Here is an 18,244-nt window from a genome sequence, read left to right as displayed (position 1 = left end):
ACGGAGGTACCGCGGGCGCGTGACCGGTCGACTGCCGTGGGTGATGACGCGGGAACGTGTGGCTGTACCGTCCGGTTTCCGTCCGGTCGGCGGCACTCCGAAGGGAGGCGGGCAAGAGCGGAGATTGTAGGGGAGGCAGAGCTGCGGCGGCGAACGGATTTTCCTGCACCTCGGGACTCGGGACTCGGGGCTCGGAGGTCAGTCGGCCTCGGGGCTCGGAGCTCGGAAGTCAGTCGGCCTCGGGGTTGGGACGCCGTATCCCTAGGGGATCGCCTCACCTCAGAGGCGTACGGGACGGCAGACCTGAGAGGGACGGAGCGGCCGGGAGAATTGGCTCCCTGGACCGACGCCATTCGGGGGGCATCGATCGCATCATGGACATATGAGTGCAGCGACCTTCTCCCCGATCCCCTCCCGGCACGGTCCGCCGTCCGGGGCGACGGCCGTCGACGACGGCCACCACCACCGTCACTGGCTGGGCGACGCGGTGCGCGCGATCAAGGTGTTCGTCGGCGCCGCCTTCGAGGTGGCCGTGCTGGGCGAGTACACGGACGAGGCGGGCGTACGCCGCCGCGGAGGCACCGCCCGCTTCCGTGACTGACCGGGCTCAGCTCTCGGCCAGGAGCTCGTCCGCGTCCACGATCCGGTACGCGTAGCCCTGTTCGGCCAGGAAGCGCTGGCGGTGGGCCGCGAAGTCCTGGTCGATGGTGTCGCGGGCGACGACGGAGTAGAAGTGGGCCTGGTGACCGTCCGCCTTGGGCCGCAGCACCCGCCCCAGCCGCTGGGCCTCCTCCTGCCGTGACCCGAACGTGCCGGACACCTGGATCGCGACCGTCGCCTCCGGCAGGTCGATCGAGAAGTTCGCGACCTTGGACACCACCAGCACGCTGATCTCGCCCTCACGGAACGCGTCGAAGAGCTTCTCCCGCTGGGCGTTGCTGGTCTCCCCCTTGATCACCGGCGCGTTCAAGTGCTCGCCCAGTTCGTCGAGTTGGTCGATGTACTGCCCGATGACGAGGATCTGCTGCCCGGCGAAGCGCCGCACCAGCGCCTCCGCCACCTTCCGCTTCGTGTCCGTCGTCGCGCAGTAGCGGTACTTCTCCTCGGTCTCGGCGGTCGCGTACGCGAGCCGCTCGCCGTCCGTGAGGTTGACCCGGACCTCCACGCAGTCGGCCGGCGCGATGTAGCCCTGCGCCTCGATCTCCTTCCACGGCGCGTCGAACCGCTTGGGCCCGATCAGCGAGAACACGTCCGACTCCCGGCCGTCCTCCCGTACGAGCGTCGCGGTCAGCCCGAGGCGCCGGCGCGCCTGAAGATCCGCCGTGAACTTGAAGACCGGCGCGGGCAGCAGGTGCACCTCGTCGTAGACGATCAGACCCCAGTCGCGGGAGTCGAAGAGCTCCAGATGCGGGTAGACGCCCTTCCGCTTCGTCGTCAGCACCTGGTACGTCGCGATGGTGACCGGCCGGATCTCCTTCTTCGTCCCGCTGTACTCGCCGATCTCGTCCTCGGTCAGCGAGGTGCGCCGCACCAGCTCGTGCTTCCACTGCCGGGCGGAGACGGTGTTCGTGACGAGGATGAGCGTGGTCGCCTTGGCCTGGGCCATGGACCCGGCGCCGACCAGCGTCTTGCCCGCGCCACAGGGGAGCACGACCACCCCGGAGCCGCCGTGCCAGAAGTTCTCCACCGCCTGCTTCTGGTACGGGCGCAGCGCCCAGCCGTCCTCGGCCAGCTCGATCGGGTGCGCCTCGCCGTCCACGTACCCGGCTAGGTCCTCGGCCGGCCAGCCCAGCTTCAGCAGCGTCTGCTTGATCTGCCCGCGCTCGGAGGGGTGCACGGCGACGGTGTCCTGGTCGATACGGGCCCCGACGAGCGGAGCGACCCTCTTCGACCGCAGGATCTCCTCCAGCACCGGCCGGTCGGTGGTGGTGAGGACGAGTCCGTGGGCGGGGTGCTTGGTGAGGGTCAGCCGCCCGTAGCGGTCCATCGTCTCCGCGACGTCCACCAGCAGCGCGTGCGGCACCGGATACCGGCTGTACTGCACCAGCGCGTCCACGACCTGCTCGGCGTCGTGCCCGGCCGCCCGCGCGTTCCACAGGCCGAGCGGGGTCACACGGTAGGTGTGGATGTGCTCCGGAGCCCGCTCCAGCTCCGCGAACGGCGCGATCGCCCGGCGGCAGTCGTCGGCCTGCTCGTGGTCGACTTCGAGCAGGAGGGTCTTGTCGCTCTGGACGATGAGTGGACCAGTCACGCGCGGCTGCCTTTCGGGGTGGCCTTCGGGATGGCCTTCGGGTGGCCTTCAGGATGGCTCTGCTCGGCCAAACGTCCAGTGTGCCCGATCGGGCCCGGTCGGGGTGCGGGCCGGTGCGGATCGAGGGTGACGTCCGCGTCACGTCGTATCGGATGTCTATCCACTCCAATGAGTGGCCGGAATTCGGATATACGGCACTGACTGCGCAGAATGGCGGACCGTGCAGGTCACAGCCCGTGCCGTAGCCCTGGAGTGAGCCCCTTGCCCGGTCGCAGTCAGTCCCTCACGTCCCCAGCCTCCCCGACGACCGCGACGCTGGGGTACGCCCTGTTCGCGACCCGCTGGCTTCAGGCGCCGCTGTACTTCGGGCTGGTGGCGGCCCAGGGCGTGTACGTCTACAAGTTCTTCAAGGAGCTGTGGAGTTTAATTCTCCGCTGCGTGACGGGGCAGGCGACCGAGACGTACGTGATGCTCGCGGTCCTCAAACTCGTCGACGTCGTCATGATCGCGAACCTGCTCATCATGGTGATCGTCGGCGGCTACGAGACCTTCGTCTCGCGCATCGGCCTCCAAGGCCACCGGGACCAGCCCGAATGGCTCTCCCACGTCAACTCCAACGTACTGAAGGTCAAGCTCGCCACCGCCATCGTGGGCATCTCCTCCGTCCATCTCCTCCAGATGTTCGTCGACGTCCACCACACCTCGCGCCACGCCCTGCTGTGGGGCACGGTGATCCACATGGCCTTCATCGCGTCGGCGGCGATCCTGGCGTACATGTCGGGGCCGATGGCGATGCGTGCGGACCGGGGACACAAGGAGCGGGAGGAACAGCACGGGCGTGGCGACGGGCACGGGGAGCCCGGAGCGCGCGGTGAGCACCGGCCCGCGCGGCACGAGCTTTCCGCGCCGCCCGCCCCGGTTGCGGTTTCCGACCCGGTGCCGGTTCCGGCCTCAGTTCCGGTTTCCGCCCCGGTTCCGGTTCCGGTTCCGGCCCAGGTCCAGCGCACCCCGGCCGCGTACGAGGCGGGCGCCGAGACCCGGATCCGTGCCGCGGGGTTCCCCTCCCGCAAGCTGCTGGAGGAGTTCGACGAGGACCACCCGCGCGGTTTCGACCGGGAGACCGTGGCCCGGCTCGGCAAGCTGGACTTCGTCACCGCCCGGCGGAACGTCGTGTTCGTCGGTGCCCCCGGCACCGGCAAGACGCATCTCGCGACCGGTCTCGGCGTCCGCGCCTGCGAGGCCGGTCACCGGGTGCTGTTCGCGACCGCCGCGGAGTGGGCCGCCCGGCTGTCCGGTGCCCGTGCCGAGGGCCGGCTGGCCGAGGAACTGGCCGCGCTCGACGCCCACGCCGTGCTGATCGTCGACGAGGTCGGCTACGTCCCCTTCGACGCGGACACGGCCCACCTGTTCTTCCAACTGGTAGCGCACCGCTACGAACGCGCCTCGCTGATCGTGACCAGCGACCGCCCGCTCGGCCGCTGGGACGAGATCTTCGGCGGGGGAGCCGCGGCGGCGATGGCCGACCGGCTCGCCCACCACGCCGAGATCGTCCGGCTCGACGGGGAGAGCTACCGCACGCGGCGGGCTACTTCGTCATGGGCAGAGTGAGGTTGTTGATCAACGGCCCCTCCACCGTGACCAGGGACTCGGTGACCAGGGACTCGGCGGCCGGGAGGGGCAGCGGCGACGACTTGGCCGCCGTTGCCGACGCCGCCGCTGTCGCGGGCGCGAGAGCGCCGAGCACGACGACGGTCACGGCGGCGAGGAGGGCGGCGCGGGAACAGGTGGCGTTCGCGCTGGGGGTGACGGATGCGGTGTGCATGAGTGGTGGCGGCCTTTCACGGTTCGGACGGGCCGTGAGTGGCTGCCCAGCGGCGCGCGCCGCGATGCGGGGCGCGCGGCAAGCTCCCTCGTGAGGGGGAACGGCCAGGCGTTCCGCTTCATGGCCTGCCGACTTACGGCGTGCCGTCGGCCAGCTCCGCCACGCCCGTCACCCGGTGCAGCGGATACGTGCGCACCTCGTCCGCCGTGTGGTCGTACGCCGTGACGAAGCCGCCCTCGACGCGGACGGGGGCGATGACGCGCTGGCTGGCGCTGCCCTCGGCGTTGACGTAGCCGATCCAGAGGGCCTCGCCGGTGAGGACGGCGGCCTGCATCGTGGCGAGGGTCTCGGCGGAGCTGGTGCGGGGCAGGGAGCCGCCGGGGGCGGGGGCCGTCGCCTTGCGGGGAGCGGTGGAGGCGCGGTCGCCCGCGCGGATGGCGCGGAGGGCGGCCGTGAGGAGGGTGTCGTCCGGCGGCGGCGGACCCTCCGGGACCGGTTCCGGAGCCGTGCGCGGCGGGGTGCGGTGGGCGTGGGCGCGGGTGATCAGGACGTCGCCCTCGGCGGACTCGGCGGCCGGGGCGTAGCCCAGGGAACGCAGGCCGTCCAGGAGGGTGGCCGGGTCCGTCTGGGCGGCCAGCACGGTGGGGGCAAGGCGGCGCAGACGGAGGGGCGCGGAGCGTTTGTCGGCGAGGATCTCGCCCAGGATCGTGTCGTCGTCGCAGCGGACGTAGGCGGAGGCCGCGCCGACGCGGAGGTGGCCGTGCCTGCGGGCCACGTCGTCGATCAGATACGCGAGCGGCTGCGGGACCGGGGTGCGGGAGTGGGCCGTCAGGAACGCGTGCAGGTCGGAGGCCGAGCGGCCCGCGTCCAGGGCCCGGCGCACCGAGGCCGGGGTGAAGCGGTAGACGGTGGCCCCGCCCTTCGACTCCACGTCCGCCAGCACGTCGAGGGTGTCGGCCAGCGGGCGTTGCAGCGGGCCGGGAGCCACCGCCGTCAGGTCCGCCTGGAGGAGGACGTGGTCCAGCGGTTCGGGGAGCAGCGGGGTGAGGAGGCGGGCGGCGTGGACGGCGGCCGCGGCCTGCTCGGCCGGGCCGAGGGGCTCCAAGGGGGCGGTCGGGGGCGTGTGCTGGTGGTGTGCCGGGAGCTTGTCGCCGGGTTCCGCGGGCAGGACGGCTGTGTCGGCTGTGCCGGCTGTGGTCGCCGTGGGCAGGCCCAGCAGTGCCCGGCCGTGCGAGGACAGGGCGCCGCGGCCCGTGACGCCCAGCATCTCCGCCTCGGACAGCGTCCATTGGGCGAGCCGGGAGCGCAGGTCGTCCCTCGGGGTGCCGCCTGGGCCGGGGGTGCTTGGGGTGCTTGGTGTTCTGTGCGGGTCGGTCTGGGGGCTCCGCAGCGGGCGTTCCCAGCGGAGGCGGGCGAGTACCGAGTCGGCCGTGGCCGATGTGCCCTCGGGGAGCCCCGCCAGCAGGGCGAGCACCCGGTACCGGACCTCCGGCGCGGCCGACCGGTCCAGGCCCGGGCCCAGCGCGGACAGCGTACGGTCCTTCGCGTCCCGCCCCCCGACCAGGCCCGCCGTACGGGTCGCCGTCAGCCACGCCGTGGCCAGGCGGATCCAGCGTTCGGCGGTGGGCAGCTCCAGCCACTCGTCGTACGCGGGCGTCGCGGCGTACCGCTCGTCCGCCTCACCGTCGGACGCCAACAGGCCCGCCGCGTAGGCGAGTTCGACCCAGAAGGCGGCGATCGGTTCGGACACGTCCAGGGCCGTGGCGGTGCGTTTGAGGTCGCGGACGCTCAGGCCGCCGGCCCGGAGCACGGCCGGGCCGCCCTCGTCCCAGTCCTTCAGGAGTTCCTCGACCGTCGTGAGCGCCGTGTACGCCTGGCCGGCCGCCGCGGCGTCCACAGCCTGTGGACGGTGCGTGGCGGCGGCCTCCAAGGGCGGAGCCAGGGGTTCCGTCTCCCGGTGCGCCCGGCCCTCGCGCAGGCGCAGGGCGACCTCGCGGGGCAGGACGACCGTGCCGGGTGCCGTCGGCAGAAGCAGGCCGCGGTCCAGCAGCCAGCGCAGATGAGGTGCCGGGTGGGCGGTGACCTGGCCGTAGGGCGGGCCCCAGACCAGTCGGGTGAGCACGTCCAGCGACTCGGCGGGCGCGGCCGACAGGAGCGCGGCCATGCGGGTGCGGTCGGTGAAGAGGGCGGTGAGGGACGCCACGGCCGAGACCGAGTCGTGGGTGCTGGGGAGGCCGGCCGTGGTGAGGATCTCCTGGACGCGGCCCGGTGACATCCCGGCGGTGGCTTCGGCGACGGTCGGGCCGAGGCCGGTGGGCGACGGGTGCTGCGGGGACGGGGCGAGCAGTTCGCGGGCGGTGCGGACCAGACGCAGACGGTCGTCGGGGCCCCAGACCAGGGCCTGCTCGCGGAGGGTGCCGAGGGCGCGGGGGAGGGCGGCGGTGACCGTCTCGTCGGGGGTGTCGCCCGCCATGAGGCCGAGCAGCGCGTCGTACGGGGCCGGGTCGGGAGCCACGGCCAGGGCCTGGGCGGTCTGCAGGGCGAAGTGGTCCAGGCGTTCCAGGGCGCGGACGACGGAGGCGCGGGTGCCGGCTCGGGTGGCGAGTTGGGTGAGGTCCGTGGGGACGGGGGTGATGAGGTCGGGGCGGGTGCGGAGGAGTGCGGACAGGGAGCGGTCGTCCCTCGTGCGGAGGGCTTCCGCCAGGGAACGGGGGGCGCCCTCGGGGGTGCGGTCCGGTTGCTCCTCGGTGCTCATCCGTTTCACGGTACCGGGTGTCGTTCGGGCGCCGTTGATCATTCGGGTGCGGTGAGGTGGGGGCGCCGTCTTTCTGGGGCTGCGCCCCAGGCCCGCTTGATGGTGACAGCCCCCTTATGTCGTGGGAGATCTGCGGGTTGGTTGTGGCTGGTCGCGCAGTTCCCCGTGCCCCTATGGGGGGCTGCGCCCCCATGCCCCCGATCTGTTTGTGGCTGGTCGTGCCCACGCGGCGGAGCCGCATATCGATACAGCCCCGCGCCCCTGGATGGGGCTGCGCCCCATCACAGCTGCGCGCCCCTCCGTCGCGTCGCGCCCCCTGGGGGCGCGGTAACGTCTGCCGTGCCGCGTTCGCAACGTACCCGCCCCGGAGGGGACTTCGTGGGGATTGAGAGTGACCAGGTCGTCTTTGAGTATCTGAGCCGGGTCGGTGACCTGGCTCAGCAGCGGCAGTTGCCGTCGGGGGCGCGGATGCGGCTCGTGGCGGAGTTGCGCAACGAGATCGACCAGCGGCGGGCGAAGGCGCCGGTGGACAGTCCGGCCGCGGTGCGCCGCATCCTCGCCCGTCTCGGCACCCCTGACGAGGTCGTGGCCGCCGCGGGTGGCTCCGACGGCGGGGCGGCGGGCCCGCAGGAGCCCCGCGCCGCCGTTCCCGTGCAGCGGGAGAGTGAACCGGAGGACCGGCCCAGGGGGCTGCGCAGGGTCGTGCCCCGGCCGCGCCCCGCCGAGCCCCCGCCGACGCAGGCCCCGGACGCCGGGCCCACCCCGCCGCACCTCGCCGGACTCGACGAGCTCGGCGACAGCGGCAGCGCCGTACAGGCCGAATGGTGGCGGGTGGACGGCAACCCCCTGGCCCGCCCGCAGGGCGGTCTGCACGGCAGCAACTTCGATCTCGGCGACAGCGTGCCCGGGTTCGTCGGCGGTGTGGAGATCCCCGAGCTGCTGAAGCCTCCCCCGGAGAAGTCGCCGACGCCGCCGAAGCCGCCGGAGTCCGAGGGGGCCGGGAAGAAGGACGGCGCGGTCGGTCTGGAGAAGGCCGAAGAGGGCGGTGAGGGCAGTGAGCGCGGTGAGGGCGGTGAGACGGAGAAGGGCCCCGGAGGCGCAACCGGCGGCGGGCGTACCCGTCGGCGTGTCCGTCTCCTTCCCCGGCTGCGTCCCGGTGGCGGTGGTGGCTGGAACAACCCCCTGCTCCTCCTCGCCGCCGCCCTTCTCGTCGCGGGCGCCGTCATGGGCAGTCTCGTTCCGCTCGCCCTCGGCTGGCTGATCGCCTATCTGTCCCGCCGTCTCACCACCAACGAGTCCAAGTGGGCCGTCCTGGGCGTCCCCGGAACGGTCGCCGCCGCCTGGGTCGTCTGGCTGTGGGGGCGTACGGACGGCAGGTGGGGCGATCCCATCGCCGAGGGACACATGAACGACGCGGTCACCGACACCTGGCCCTGGGTCCTGCGCGCCGCGGCCGTCGCCTCCGCCCTCTACCTGCTCTGGCGTTCCCAGCGCCCGCGCTGAGGCCGACAGGGCCCCGGCCCTGTCGTCAGACTCCCGCCGTGCGCACCGTACGGCTGCGGATGATCAGCCAGATCAGGTACGGCGCCCCGACCGCCGCCGTCAGCACTCCCACCGGCAGTTCCGTGGGGGAGAAGAGGCGGCGGGCCAGCAGGTCCGCCAGGACCACGATGAAGGCTCCGAGCAGTGCCGAGGAGACGAGAGGGATCTGGGGCGTGCGCGTCAGACGGCGGGCGATCTGGGGGGCCAGCAGGGCGACGAAGTCCACCGGGCCGGCCGCTCCCGTCGCCATGGACGCCAGCACCACACCCAGGGCCACCAGACCGAGCCGTACCCGCCCGAGCCGTACGCCCAGCGCGACCGCCGTGGCGTCGTCCAGGCCGGCCCACCGCTGTGCCCGGGCCGCCCACACCACGGCGGGCAGCAGGAGCAGAAGCGCCCAGCCGAGGGGCTGCGCCTCATCCCAGCCGCGGCCGTTCAGCGAGCCCGTCATCCAGATCTGCGCCTGCTGGGCCACCAGGTAGTCGCCCTTGGTCATCAGCAGGGTCGTGACGGAGCGCAGCGCGATCGCGCAGCCGATGCCGATGAGGACGAAGCGGGTCGCCTGCAGGCCGCCGCGCCAGGCCAGCACGTACACGAGCACGGCCGCGAGCAGACCGCCCGCCACCGACAGGTACGGCAGAACCGCGTACGACGTCACCCCGAACGTCATCGCCGCGACCGTCACCGCGCCCGCGCCCTGACTGATCCCGATGACGTCGGGGCTGGCGAGAGGGTTCCGGGCGACCGTCTGGATCAGGCCGCCCGCCACGCCGAACGCGACCCCGACCAGGAGGCCCACCACCAGTCGCGGCTCCCGCAGCGTGCCCACGACGAGTTTCGCCGACGAGGGCTCGCCGGTGAGGACCTTGAGGACCTCGCCCGGGGGTACGAACCGCTCGCCCACGCACAGGTACGCCAGGCTCGTCACCGCGAGCAGCGCGGTCAGGGTCAGGGCCACCAGCGTGGCCCTGCGGTGCAGGAGGACGGACGTCCGGCCCGCCCGTACGACCGTGTATCCGGCCGAGTCCAGGACGCTCACGCGGCCACCGCCCTGCCGCGCACCAGGAACACCAGGAACGGCACCCCGATCAGCGCGGTCATCACGCCCGCCGGCACCTCGGCCGGCGGGAACAGCACCCGCCCGATCGTGTCCGACAGGAGCAGCATCGTCGGCCCGAGCAGTGCCGACAGGGGCAGGACCCAGCGGTGGGCCTGGCCGACGAGGGCGCGGGCCAGGTGCGGGACGGCGAGGCCGACGAACGCGAGCGGTCCGGCCGCGGCCACGCCCACGCCGGTCAGCACCGTGGCGCCGAGCCCGCCCACGACCCGTACGGTCGCGACCCGGTGCCCGAGCCCCCGCGCCACGTCGTCGCCCAGCGCGAGCGCGTCAAGCCCGCGGGCCACGGACAGCACGAGCAGGGCCCCGGGCAGCAGGAACGGCCACACCTGCGCCGCCAGCTCGGCGTCCCGCCCGGCCAGCGAACCCACCTGCCAGAACCGGAACTCGTCCAGCGCCGACGCCCGGGTGGTCAGCACGGCCGAGGTCACGGACACCAGCAGCGCGTTGACCGCCGCCCCGCCCAGGGCCAGCTTCACCGGGGTCGCGCCGCCGCGCCCGCTCGACGCGATCGCGAACACCACGACCGAGGCGATCCCCGCGCCCGCGAACGCGAACCAGACGTAGCCGGTGAGCGTGTGCACCCCCGCGAACGCGATGGCCAGCACCACACCGACCGCGGCGCCCTGGCTGACACCGAGGATGCCGGGGTCGGCGATGGGGTTCCGCGTGATGCCCTGAAGGGCTGCTCCGGCCAGCGCGAGCCCCGCCCCGACCATGAGCCCGACGAGGGTGCGGGGCAGCCGCAGGCTCCGTACGACGTCGGCGGCTGCGCTGTCGCCGCCGTGCAGCAGCGCGTCGAGCACCGCCGAGGGAGCCAGGGCGCGGGCACCGACCGCGAGGCTCAGCAGCACCGCCAGGCCCAGCGCCACGACGGCCACCGTCATCACGAGGACGCGGCGGGCGGCGGGCATGGGCGGGCTCCGGGGTGACGGGTGAGGGAAGGCAAGGCTGGCCTGAGTCTATGGGTGGGGTGTGCGCAGGCCGTGCGGGGGTGGGGGTGACCAGGGGTGACCCCATTGCCTCGGGTGCGGGCCGGGGAGGGATCGGCGTCACCCGGGCGGGGCTGGGCACAATGGCCCATATGGCCTTCACGACCTCTCCCGCGCTGACCATCGGCTTCGACCTCGACATGACCCTGATCGACTCGCGCCCCGGCATCCACGCCTGCTACCAGGCGCTCTCCGCCCGGACGGGCACGTACATCGACGCCGACCTGGCGATCACCCGGCTCGGGCCGCCACTGGAGGAGGAACTGGCCAACTGGTTCCCGGCCGATCAGCTCGCGGTCATGGGTGACCTCTACCGTGAGATGTACCCCACAGTCGCCATCACGGCGACGCCCGCGCTGCCCGGCGCCCGCGAGGCGATCCGGGCCGTCCAGGACGCGGGCGGCCGGGCGATCGTCGTCACCGCCAAGTACGAGCCGAACGCCAAGCTGCATCTGGAACATCTCGGTATCGAGCCGGACGCCGTGATCGGCGACCTGTGGGCCGAGCAGAAGGCCCTGGCGCTGCGCGAGTACGACGCGGCCGTGTACGTCGGCGACCACACGGGCGACATACGCGGCGCCCGCACGGCCGAGGCGTACTCCCTCGCCGTGGCCACCGGACCGTTCGACGCGGAGGCGCTGCGCGCGGCGGGCGCGGACGCCGTCCTGCCGGACCTGACCGCGTTCCCGGCCTGGCTGGCGAACTACCGTGAGGCGGCGGCCTGACGGTCGCCCACGCTGCCCGCGCCGCCGGTGCCGCCCGCGCGGCGGGCCCGGCGGCGGCCCGCCGCGATCGACTGGAGGACGCCCGCCCCGGCGATCAGGAATCCGACGCCCATGAGCATGCTCAGTCCGAACATGTACGTCGGGAAAGGCGTCGTTCCCAGGAACAGCGGGGCCAGGGTGACGAGGGTGGCCACGGCACCGAGGAAGAACACGACGGAACCGGCACGGATCAGCCGGTCGCCGGGTTCGGCGGAATTCGTTTGGGTTTTGTCACGCACCGGACCAGGGTAGTTCCCAGCGCAAGGGAACAGCCGGGTGACGTCTTGTCACCGGGCTCCTGAGCATTAGCGTCTCTGGAACTCTGTGTGTGCCTGTGGGTTCAGGCTTTTCGGGCGCGGCGTGGCCGTCTGTCGCCTGGGTGAGGTCCGAACCTCGGGGTGAGGGTGTGGACTTCGGTGGCGTGCAGGTGGTGGAAGCCGGTCCGCTCGGCGGCGTCTGTGCGCCGTCGACAGGTTCCGCGTGAGAGCCGCCCCGCCGTGTTCGGATGTGGTTCTTCCGTGCAGGGTGGGGTGGGCACTCCATGACCTGATACCGGCCCGGGAAGGGCTGGTGTCTGGGTGTCATGCCCCGCCGGACGCTGGACCACCCCTTGGGGGGTGGTGGCGGGGACCGTACGCACATCGGGCATACGGCGGGAAATCTTCACAGCCACAGCCCCCACCACAGCCCCGGCCTTGGCCACGGCTGTGGTGGTGGGTGCGGTGGTGGCTGTGGCTGGTTGTCCGGGGGCGTGTGGGGGACGCCGTTGGTGTGTGGCTGTTGGTCTGCTGGGGGTGGGGCGGCCCTTGCTCTGGGTGGTCTTCGGCCCGCTTGGCCGGGGTGGGGCCATGGCGGCCTGGCGGGCGCGGCGCAGGCGGCGGGTGGTCTTCTTCGGGCGGCGTACCGGGCGGACGGTGCCGTCGACGGTGGTGCGGATGGTGCGGGTGCCGGTGGCGCGTTCGGTGACGGTGTGGGCTTGGGCGAGCAGACCACGGGAGACGATCCGTCGGGCGGCGGCATGGTCGCGGTCCATGGACAGCCCGCAGCGGGTGCAGTGGGCCCAACTCCAGCCGCGCTCATCGAGCCGGTTCGGGGCGGGATGGTGGTTAAGGGGGGCCAGGCATCCGGGGCATTGGGCGGAGGTGCCGCGGGCCGGGACGGTGGCCACCGCGATACCCGCCTTGGCGGCCAGGTGCCGGATCGCATCGGCGACGGTACCGCGGACCTGCCCGGACAGCCGGGCGTTACCGCGCCTTCGGCCGCGGGCCTCCAGTGTGGCCAGATCCTCCAGGTAGATGACGCTCGCGCCGAGTGCGGCTGTCTGGTCGACGGCCCAGCGGGCCGCCGACCAGGCCAGCGCCTGGTTGAGGTGACGGATCCGGGCACATACCCGCTGATGCTCCACCTCCAGCACGGCGGCCTTGTCCAGAAGCTCGGCCCAGGCCAGGTGTGGGGCGCCGAGTCCCTCGGCGAGACGCTGGCAGTGGTCGCGTTTTGCGGCGAGGTGTTCACGGTGGCCGCGCAGCCGGTGCAGTTTCGCGCTGATCGCGGTGGCGTCGAAAATCAGGGGGCGGCCGTCGGTGACCACCCGGCTCTCCGGTCCCTGGCCGGACAGGCGGCCCACCGTGCCGGTGAGGAGGGTGTTGACGCCCCAGTCGAACCCGACCGCCCCCCGATGCCCGGTCGACTTGACCGGCGGGGCGGGCTGTGAGTGGGGAAGGTCCACCGCGATCCGGCCACTACGAGTGGGGCGCAGCGTCGGGGTGTGCAAAACCGCATCCGCACCCACGGTGCCCGGCAGGCGGATGTCGATCACATGCCAGGCCCAGTCCCGCCCGGAGGCCGGTGCCGGGCACAGCGGGAGCTTCACCCGCAGCCGGGCCGTGGCCTCGCCCACCCGAACCAGGGTGACCTGCTGGCGGTCCATCGCCGCCAGCACCACCAGCCCCGCCACCTCAGGCGGGCCCTCCAGCTCACACAGCCCCGCCGGAAGCCGCCCGTGCTCGCGCACATAGGCGCTCACCTGCCGACTACGGTTACGGATCTCCGCCTTGCTGACTCCCGCGGGCAGGGCGGCTCGCAGCGCCGTCCACTCCGCCTCGCTGCGCCGGTGGGGATCGCCCGGCCACGTGGCCAGGATCGCCGCGACCAGGGCGCGCCGGTGCAGGGCCAGCCGCAGGGTGCGTGCCGCGTACTCCTGCGACGCCCGCCGCACCCGGTCCGACACATACACCCCCTCGGCTGGGGCGGCAGCCTGCGCCCAGCCCAACCGCCGCAGCGCCATCCAACCCTTGGACGGCAGCGACTCGCCCTGCCCGTCGACCCCGGCGGCCAGCAGATCCAGCGAGTCCTCATCCCACCGGGAAGCCACCAACTGCCGGGTGAGGCCACCGCACAGCTCCGCCAGGAAGGACACCCGCTGATACAGCAACCGCCCCCCGACCCGCTCCCCACTGCCCTCGACCACACCGCCAAAGGCGGTACAGGGAGCAGTCGCCATCAACCGGCCCACACCCACCACCCCCTCCCGCGCGGCCCCGACCAGGCACACCCCCGCATCTGATCGAGCTAACGACCGACCATCACACAAAGACACGCACCCCGACGACACCGCCCGATCCGAGCAGGAAACCACGGCAAACCACCAACAGCTGAAGAGCCTTGGTACCGCGGGTCTCGACGACTCGCGGTAGTGCCATCCAGAGCCGCTTCCGCACACCGCTGACCGCCTGGATTGCCCATGGACCCGCTACAGGACCTGCTCGCCTGCGTCCGCACCGGCACCGACCGCCTCCGCATCGGCCACCCGTGCTTCAGTTCCTTTCCCGGTGCGCAGACTCTGAGATGCCCGAAACTCGCCAGCTGGCCGCCATGGTCGACTGTTGATGGCCCGAGGTGAGGACTCCGGCCTTGAGTAACGCTTTCACGAACGCCGGCACACCTTTGTCTTGACCCTGGCCTGTACCCGGTCCATGAGGGAGCTCCCGCCCTCCCCGGAACTACCCGGATCAGGCTGCCCCAGCTTCAACGCCCTGCTGCGACAGGAGGAAGGCGAAGGTCTCTCACCTATCGAAACAAGTGAGGTCGACCCGGAGCGCGGTACTGGCCTCACGACCAGCCCGTTTCTCCGGGTCGCCTCCCGAACCCGGCGTGCACCGCTAAGCGCACCGGGCTCTCCACAAGTCCCGTGGATTTGTGTTCACTTCATGCTGTGCTCGGCCACGGTGTCGGGATGCGTGTCCCCCGGTAGTAGTAGCGCTTGGCGCTCACCCTGGCCGGGTCGAACAGTTCCATCCCGCCCTCGGCGGGCCATATGCCGTAGCGTCGGCGTAGTACCTTCCAGGGGACACGCCGGTGCTTGCGCTCCTGCCATCTGACGATCTCCTTCCAGAGGTAGGCCCTCAGATAGCTGAAAGTCGCGTTCGAGCATCCGTACTTGAAGTACGCGGTCCAGCCCCGCAGCATCCGGTTGAGCTGACGCAGCAGGTCTTCGAGCGTCAGGTTCGTGCTCCGCCGGCAGATCGTCTTCACCTTGGCCATGACGGCCACCAGGGCCTTCTTGGCCGGATAGACGTAGACGTACTGTTTGCCGGTGCCTCGCTTGCGGTGGCGCTGGATGCGCCAGCCGAGGAAGACAAGGCCCTCGTCGATGTGGGTGATCAGGGTCTTCTCCGGCGACAGGCGCAGACCCACCGCGGAGAGGACCCCGGCGAGTTCTTCCCGTAGGGCTTCGGCGTGTGCCTTGGTGCCCGACACGAGCAGGCACCAATCGTCTGCGTACCGCACGAGGCGGTAGTTGGGCAGACCCTGACGGCGTCGCTTGGCCCTTCCATAGGGGCTGGCTCCGGGGCCGCCCGGGCCCTGGGCGATGTACTCGTCCAGGACCGAGAGAGCCACATTGCTCAGCAACGGGGAAAGAATCGACCCTTGTGGAGTTCCGGCGTCGGTATCCACCAGCGTGCCGTCCTCATCGAGGATGCCCGCCTTGAGAAATGCCTTCACCAGGGCCAGGACGCGTTTGTCCCCGACGCGTGACCGCACCCGATCCATCAGGGCGGAATGCGAGATTTCGTCGAAGCAGGCTTTGATGTCACCCTCGACAACCCACTCGTAAGAGCGGGATGCGAAATGGTGCACCTCGGCCACTGCGTCATGGGCCCGGCGGTTCGGACGGAACCCGTAGGAGCACGGGAGGAAATCCGCCTCGAAAATCGGCTCCAACACCAGCTTCAAGGACGCCTGGGCCACCCGGTCACGAATGGTCGCGATCCCCAGGTAGCGGACCTTGCCGCCAGGCTTGGGAATCGCGCGCCGTCGCGCCGGGAGGGGACGGAAGGTGCGGGCCTTGAGACCCTCCCGCAATTCCGAAAGGAACCCCTCCAGCCCACGCACGGACTCGATGTAGTAGGCGGTCTCGCCGTCCACTCCCGCCGTGCGTGCGCCCTTGTTGTTCCGCACCCGATCCCAGGCCACCAGCAGGAAGCCCGGGTCGGTGACGAGGTTGTACAGATCATCGAACCTGCGATGAGGATCATCACTGGCCCATCGGTGCAGCTTGGTCTGGATCTCCAGTACCCGGCGTTCGGCCTTGAGTAAGGCGTATTCCAGCTCGTCGGTATTCACCAACGCCCTCCCGGCATTCCAGCATCCGTACTGCCGACTTGCTGGCCCCCTTCGCCATGCGCGGACCTCTCGCCCGCTCGGACTACTACGGGGCCTCCGCCCCATCCCGCGCCTTCGACGGACGACGCATCTATCCCTCGGGCCCGGATGGATTCCGGGACAAGGGAGTGGTGCGGGATGGTTCCCGTGTTCACGGTGAATCGATCGATCAGTCCGGCATCCAGCTTTGCCCCGGCAGCATCGCCACGGTTACGCCGCAGGCTTTCGCCGTGGCCTCCCCACCGACACGCCAAGTCGGCTACGGAGTCAGCCCGCCCTTCGGACGAACTGTGCGCTGCAACCCGGCCCATATCCAACAGATTTGAGCCGGTGTCACGCTTACGGAGCTTTACCACTGGTTCCTCTCGTATGCCCTCTGATCCCGCTCGCCGGACCCGGCCCGTCTGGCAGTTCCAGACCGTCCCGGCTTTGTCAGCGCTGCTTCCCGCCCTCCCCGGCGCCTCCCGGGTCGGACTGCGCTCAGCTCCCACCAGACTGCTGCGACAGCCTGGCGAGGAGGTCTTGCACCTCCTTCGATTCACCGCGCCTCACGGCGCACCGGCGCCTCGTGGCGCACCCGTCTAAATTCGAAGGTCACACGTAGCGGCTGCAACTTTCCGGTCCGAGCCCGGGTTGCTCGCGTAGGGGGCCTGTGTCCGTGCGAGGCCACCAACCTGTAGGAGCTGTGCGCCCTGGTGGTCCTCCCCGCTGCCAGCAGCGCTTGACCACCCATCAGCGCGGCAGGCTGAGGCTCTGGGAGTCTCCCGCACCGCTTTGTACCGCCACCTGGACTCACTGCCGCTGCGGTCACTTTGAGTCTCTGCTGATCCTGGCAAGAGCTCTCTCTGTTTTCACAGGTGATCGAGTGGGGAGAGCCCCGGTAGGCTGGTCCAAACGTTGGCCTTGTGTAGCGGAAGTAGGTGTGTGCTTTGCCGACTGGCAAGGTCAAGTGGTTCAACAGCGAGAAGGGCTTCGGCTTTCTCTCCCGCGACGACGGCGGCGATGTCTTCGTCCATTCCTCGGTCCTCCCTGCCGGAGTCGATTCGCTCAAGCCGGGCCAGCGTGTGGAGTTCGGCGTCGTCGCGGGCCAGCGCGGTGACCAGGCGCTTTCGGTGACCATCCTGGACCCGACGCCCTCGGTCGCGGCCGCGCAGCGCAAGAAGCCGGATGAACTGGCCTCCATCGTGCAGGACCTGACGACCCTTCTTGAGAACATCACACCGATGCTGGAGAAGGGCCGCTACCCCGAGAAGGCCTCCGGCAAGAAGATCGCGGGCCTGCTGCGAGCGGTCGCCGACCAACTGGACGTCTGACGTTCATGGCGGCTCGTCGGTGATGGTTGAAGTCACCACCGACGAGCCGCCCCTGGGTGCGAGCGGCGGGTGCATGTGCAGGGCACGGCATGTGTCAGGTGCCCAAGCTGGTGCTGGTCCAAAGGCGAACGTCAGCGTCAAGTACGCCCGGTGTGGACCTGGTGCGAACTCCGGTCCCACGCCAGAACTGGCAATCGCAGTATGCGCTGCATGGCGCAGCGGTGCTGCCTGTCAGATCTCGTCGCGAGGGAGCGGCTTCACCTTCCCACCTTCGAACATGTCGCTGATGCCTTGAGCGAATGCGTCCCACCCCACCGACAAGCGTGGTTCACTCCAGCTGAAGGGTGCTTCCTGGATGCCCACAGTCCACGTCAGGTGGTACAGGCCGGTGCTGCGCATGCGCTCACACATGATGGCAGCGCGCTCAAGGTAGGAGGCACCCTGGAAGATTGCGTCGGTCTTTCCGGCGGCGACCCGGGAAACTCCCGCAGGAGAAGTGCTCTCGGGAGCGATGCCCATCACGAAGATGTAGGCCCTGCGCATCGTGGACGCCAGGAGTCCGGCCTGTTCAGCCGCCCGCAGGTCCTCCGCAACTCCGAAGACCTCGTCTGCGCGATTATTGAGGTTCTTGCCCTCGCTGCCCTGCATGGACTTGTATTCCACGGCCAGGATCGGTTCGTCGTCCTGCAATGCTATGAGGTCCCAGGACTTCGTGGCGCGGTAGTAGCCCGGAAGCGTTGCCTTGCGTCCGGACAGGAACCTCAGACCGCTACCACCGGCTGCGATCAGTTCGTCCTGCACCAACTGGTCGAATCCATCAAGATGTTTGCCACCAGTGACCGCAGATCGTGACCCTTCCTGTCCCCGACCGCTTGCTGAGGCTCTTACAGCCTGAGCCGTGCGGACGTTCACCCAGCTGCGGCAGGCGCGACCTACTCGAACTTGCGTGCTCTCGTCCATGCTCGCATCCTGTCGGCAAGCTTACGGAGTCTCAAGTTCCACCGTTGGCGAGATTTGCGTGCTAGC

14 protein-coding genes are annotated in these 18,244 nt (G+C 70.9%); 5 read left to right on the top strand and 9 right to left on the bottom strand.

Annotation, left to right across the window (positions count from 1 at the left end; genetic code table 11):
- Nucleotides 1-382: 382 nt before the first annotated feature.
- Nucleotides 383-601, top strand: a complete 219-nt coding sequence (locus IE262_RS24160; RefSeq protein ID WP_134033477.1) for a hypothetical protein — start codon at nt 383-385, stop codon at nt 599-601.
- 6 nt (nt 602-607) lie between these two features.
- Here IE262_RS24160 and IE262_RS24155 read toward each other — a convergent pair whose 3' ends face one another.
- Nucleotides 608-2,251, bottom strand: a complete 1,644-nt coding sequence (locus IE262_RS24155) for a DNA repair helicase XPB (protein ID WP_134033480.1) — start codon at nt 2,249-2,251, stop codon at nt 608-610.
- Nucleotides 2,252-2,512: 261 nt separating this feature from the next.
- Between IE262_RS24155 and istB the strand changes: the two genes are divergently transcribed.
- Nucleotides 2,513-3,859 (top strand): IS21-like element helper ATPase IstB, encoded by a 1,347-nt coding sequence (gene istB / locus IE262_RS24150; protein WP_189876433.1) that lies wholly within the window; start codon nt 2,513-2,515, stop codon nt 3,857-3,859.
- Here istB and IE262_RS24145 read toward each other — a convergent pair.
- Both IE262_RS24145 and IE262_RS24140 read right to left on the bottom strand, forming a co-directional pair.
- On the bottom strand, nt 3,837-4,073 hold the full coding sequence (locus tag IE262_RS24145; protein WP_189876669.1) for a hypothetical protein: 237 nt from the start codon (nt 4,071-4,073) through the stop codon (nt 3,837-3,839). The two genes, istB and IE262_RS24145, sit on opposite strands and share 23 nt — an antisense overlap.
- Before the next feature lie 133 nt (nt 4,074-4,206).
- A complete protein-coding gene (locus tag IE262_RS24140) occupies nt 4,207-6,828 on the bottom strand; it encodes a helicase-associated domain-containing protein (protein WP_189876431.1) in 2,622 nt (873 codons plus the stop codon).
- A gap of 378 nt (nt 6,829-7,206) precedes the next feature.
- Between IE262_RS24140 and IE262_RS24135 the strand changes: the two genes are divergently transcribed.
- Nucleotides 7,207-8,331, top strand: coding sequence for a hypothetical protein (locus tag IE262_RS24135; RefSeq protein WP_189876429.1), 1,125 nt, complete (start codon nt 7,207-7,209; stop codon nt 8,329-8,331).
- Nucleotides 8,332-8,356: 25 nt separating this feature from the next.
- Here IE262_RS24135 and IE262_RS24130 read toward each other — a convergent pair whose 3' ends face one another.
- The gene (locus IE262_RS24130) at nt 8,357-9,409 is read right to left on the bottom strand and encodes a FecCD family ABC transporter permease (RefSeq protein WP_189876428.1); all 1,053 of its coding nucleotides are present in this window, start codon (nt 9,407-9,409) and stop codon (nt 8,357-8,359) included.
- Nucleotides 9,406-10,401, bottom strand: coding sequence for a FecCD family ABC transporter permease (locus IE262_RS24125; RefSeq protein ID WP_134033498.1), 996 nt, complete (start codon nt 10,399-10,401; stop codon nt 9,406-9,408). Before IE262_RS24125 ends, IE262_RS24130 begins: the two co-directional genes overlap by 4 nt.
- 170 nt (nt 10,402-10,571) lie before the next feature.
- On the opposite strand from IE262_RS24125, the gene IE262_RS24120 reads away from it, so the two are divergent.
- Complete coding sequence (locus IE262_RS24120; protein WP_373305117.1) at nt 10,572-11,204, top strand: HAD family hydrolase; 633 nt, start codon at nt 10,572-10,574, stop codon at nt 11,202-11,204.
- On the opposite strand, the gene IE262_RS24115 is transcribed toward IE262_RS24120, so the two are convergent.
- The 3 genes from IE262_RS24115 to ltrA all read right to left on the bottom strand — a co-directional run bounded on the left by IE262_RS24115 (nt 11,183) and on the right by ltrA (nt 15,866).
- Nucleotides 11,183-11,482, bottom strand: a complete 300-nt coding sequence (locus tag IE262_RS24115; RefSeq protein WP_134033504.1) for a hypothetical protein — start codon at nt 11,480-11,482, stop codon at nt 11,183-11,185. The two genes, IE262_RS24120 and IE262_RS24115, sit on opposite strands and share 22 nt — an antisense overlap.
- A 101-nt stretch (nt 11,483-11,583) precedes the next feature.
- Nucleotides 11,584-13,743: a zinc ribbon domain-containing protein gene (locus IE262_RS24110; RefSeq protein WP_189876427.1), complete on the bottom strand. Its 2,160-nt coding sequence runs from the start codon at nt 13,741-13,743 to the stop codon at nt 11,584-11,586.
- Between the two features lie 704 nt (nt 13,744-14,447).
- Nucleotides 14,448-15,866: a group II intron reverse transcriptase/maturase gene (gene ltrA, locus IE262_RS24105; protein ID WP_189876426.1), complete on the bottom strand. Its 1,419-nt coding sequence runs from the start codon at nt 15,864-15,866 to the stop codon at nt 14,448-14,450.
- Nucleotides 15,867-16,834: 968 nt separating this feature from the next.
- Between ltrA and IE262_RS40375 the strand changes: the two genes are divergently transcribed.
- Entirely contained in the window at nt 16,835-17,218 is a 384-nt protein-coding gene (locus IE262_RS40375) for a cold-shock protein (RefSeq protein ID WP_134033513.1), read from the top strand.
- 231 nt (nt 17,219-17,449) lie between these two features.
- On the opposite strand, the gene IE262_RS24095 is transcribed toward IE262_RS40375, so the two are convergent.
- A complete protein-coding gene (locus IE262_RS24095) occupies nt 17,450-18,178 on the bottom strand; it encodes a PaeR7I family type II restriction endonuclease (protein WP_134033516.1) in 729 nt (242 codons plus the stop codon).
- Nucleotides 18,179-18,244 lie beyond the last annotated feature (66 nt).

The sequence above is a fragment of the Streptomyces bluensis genome, assembly GCF_014650715.1.
In the GTDB taxonomy this organism is placed as follows: Bacteria; Actinomycetota; Actinomycetes; order Streptomycetales; family Streptomycetaceae; genus Streptomyces; species Streptomyces bluensis.
Note: the sequence above shows the minus strand (reverse complement) of the source record. Positions and strands in the feature narration are given on the sequence as shown.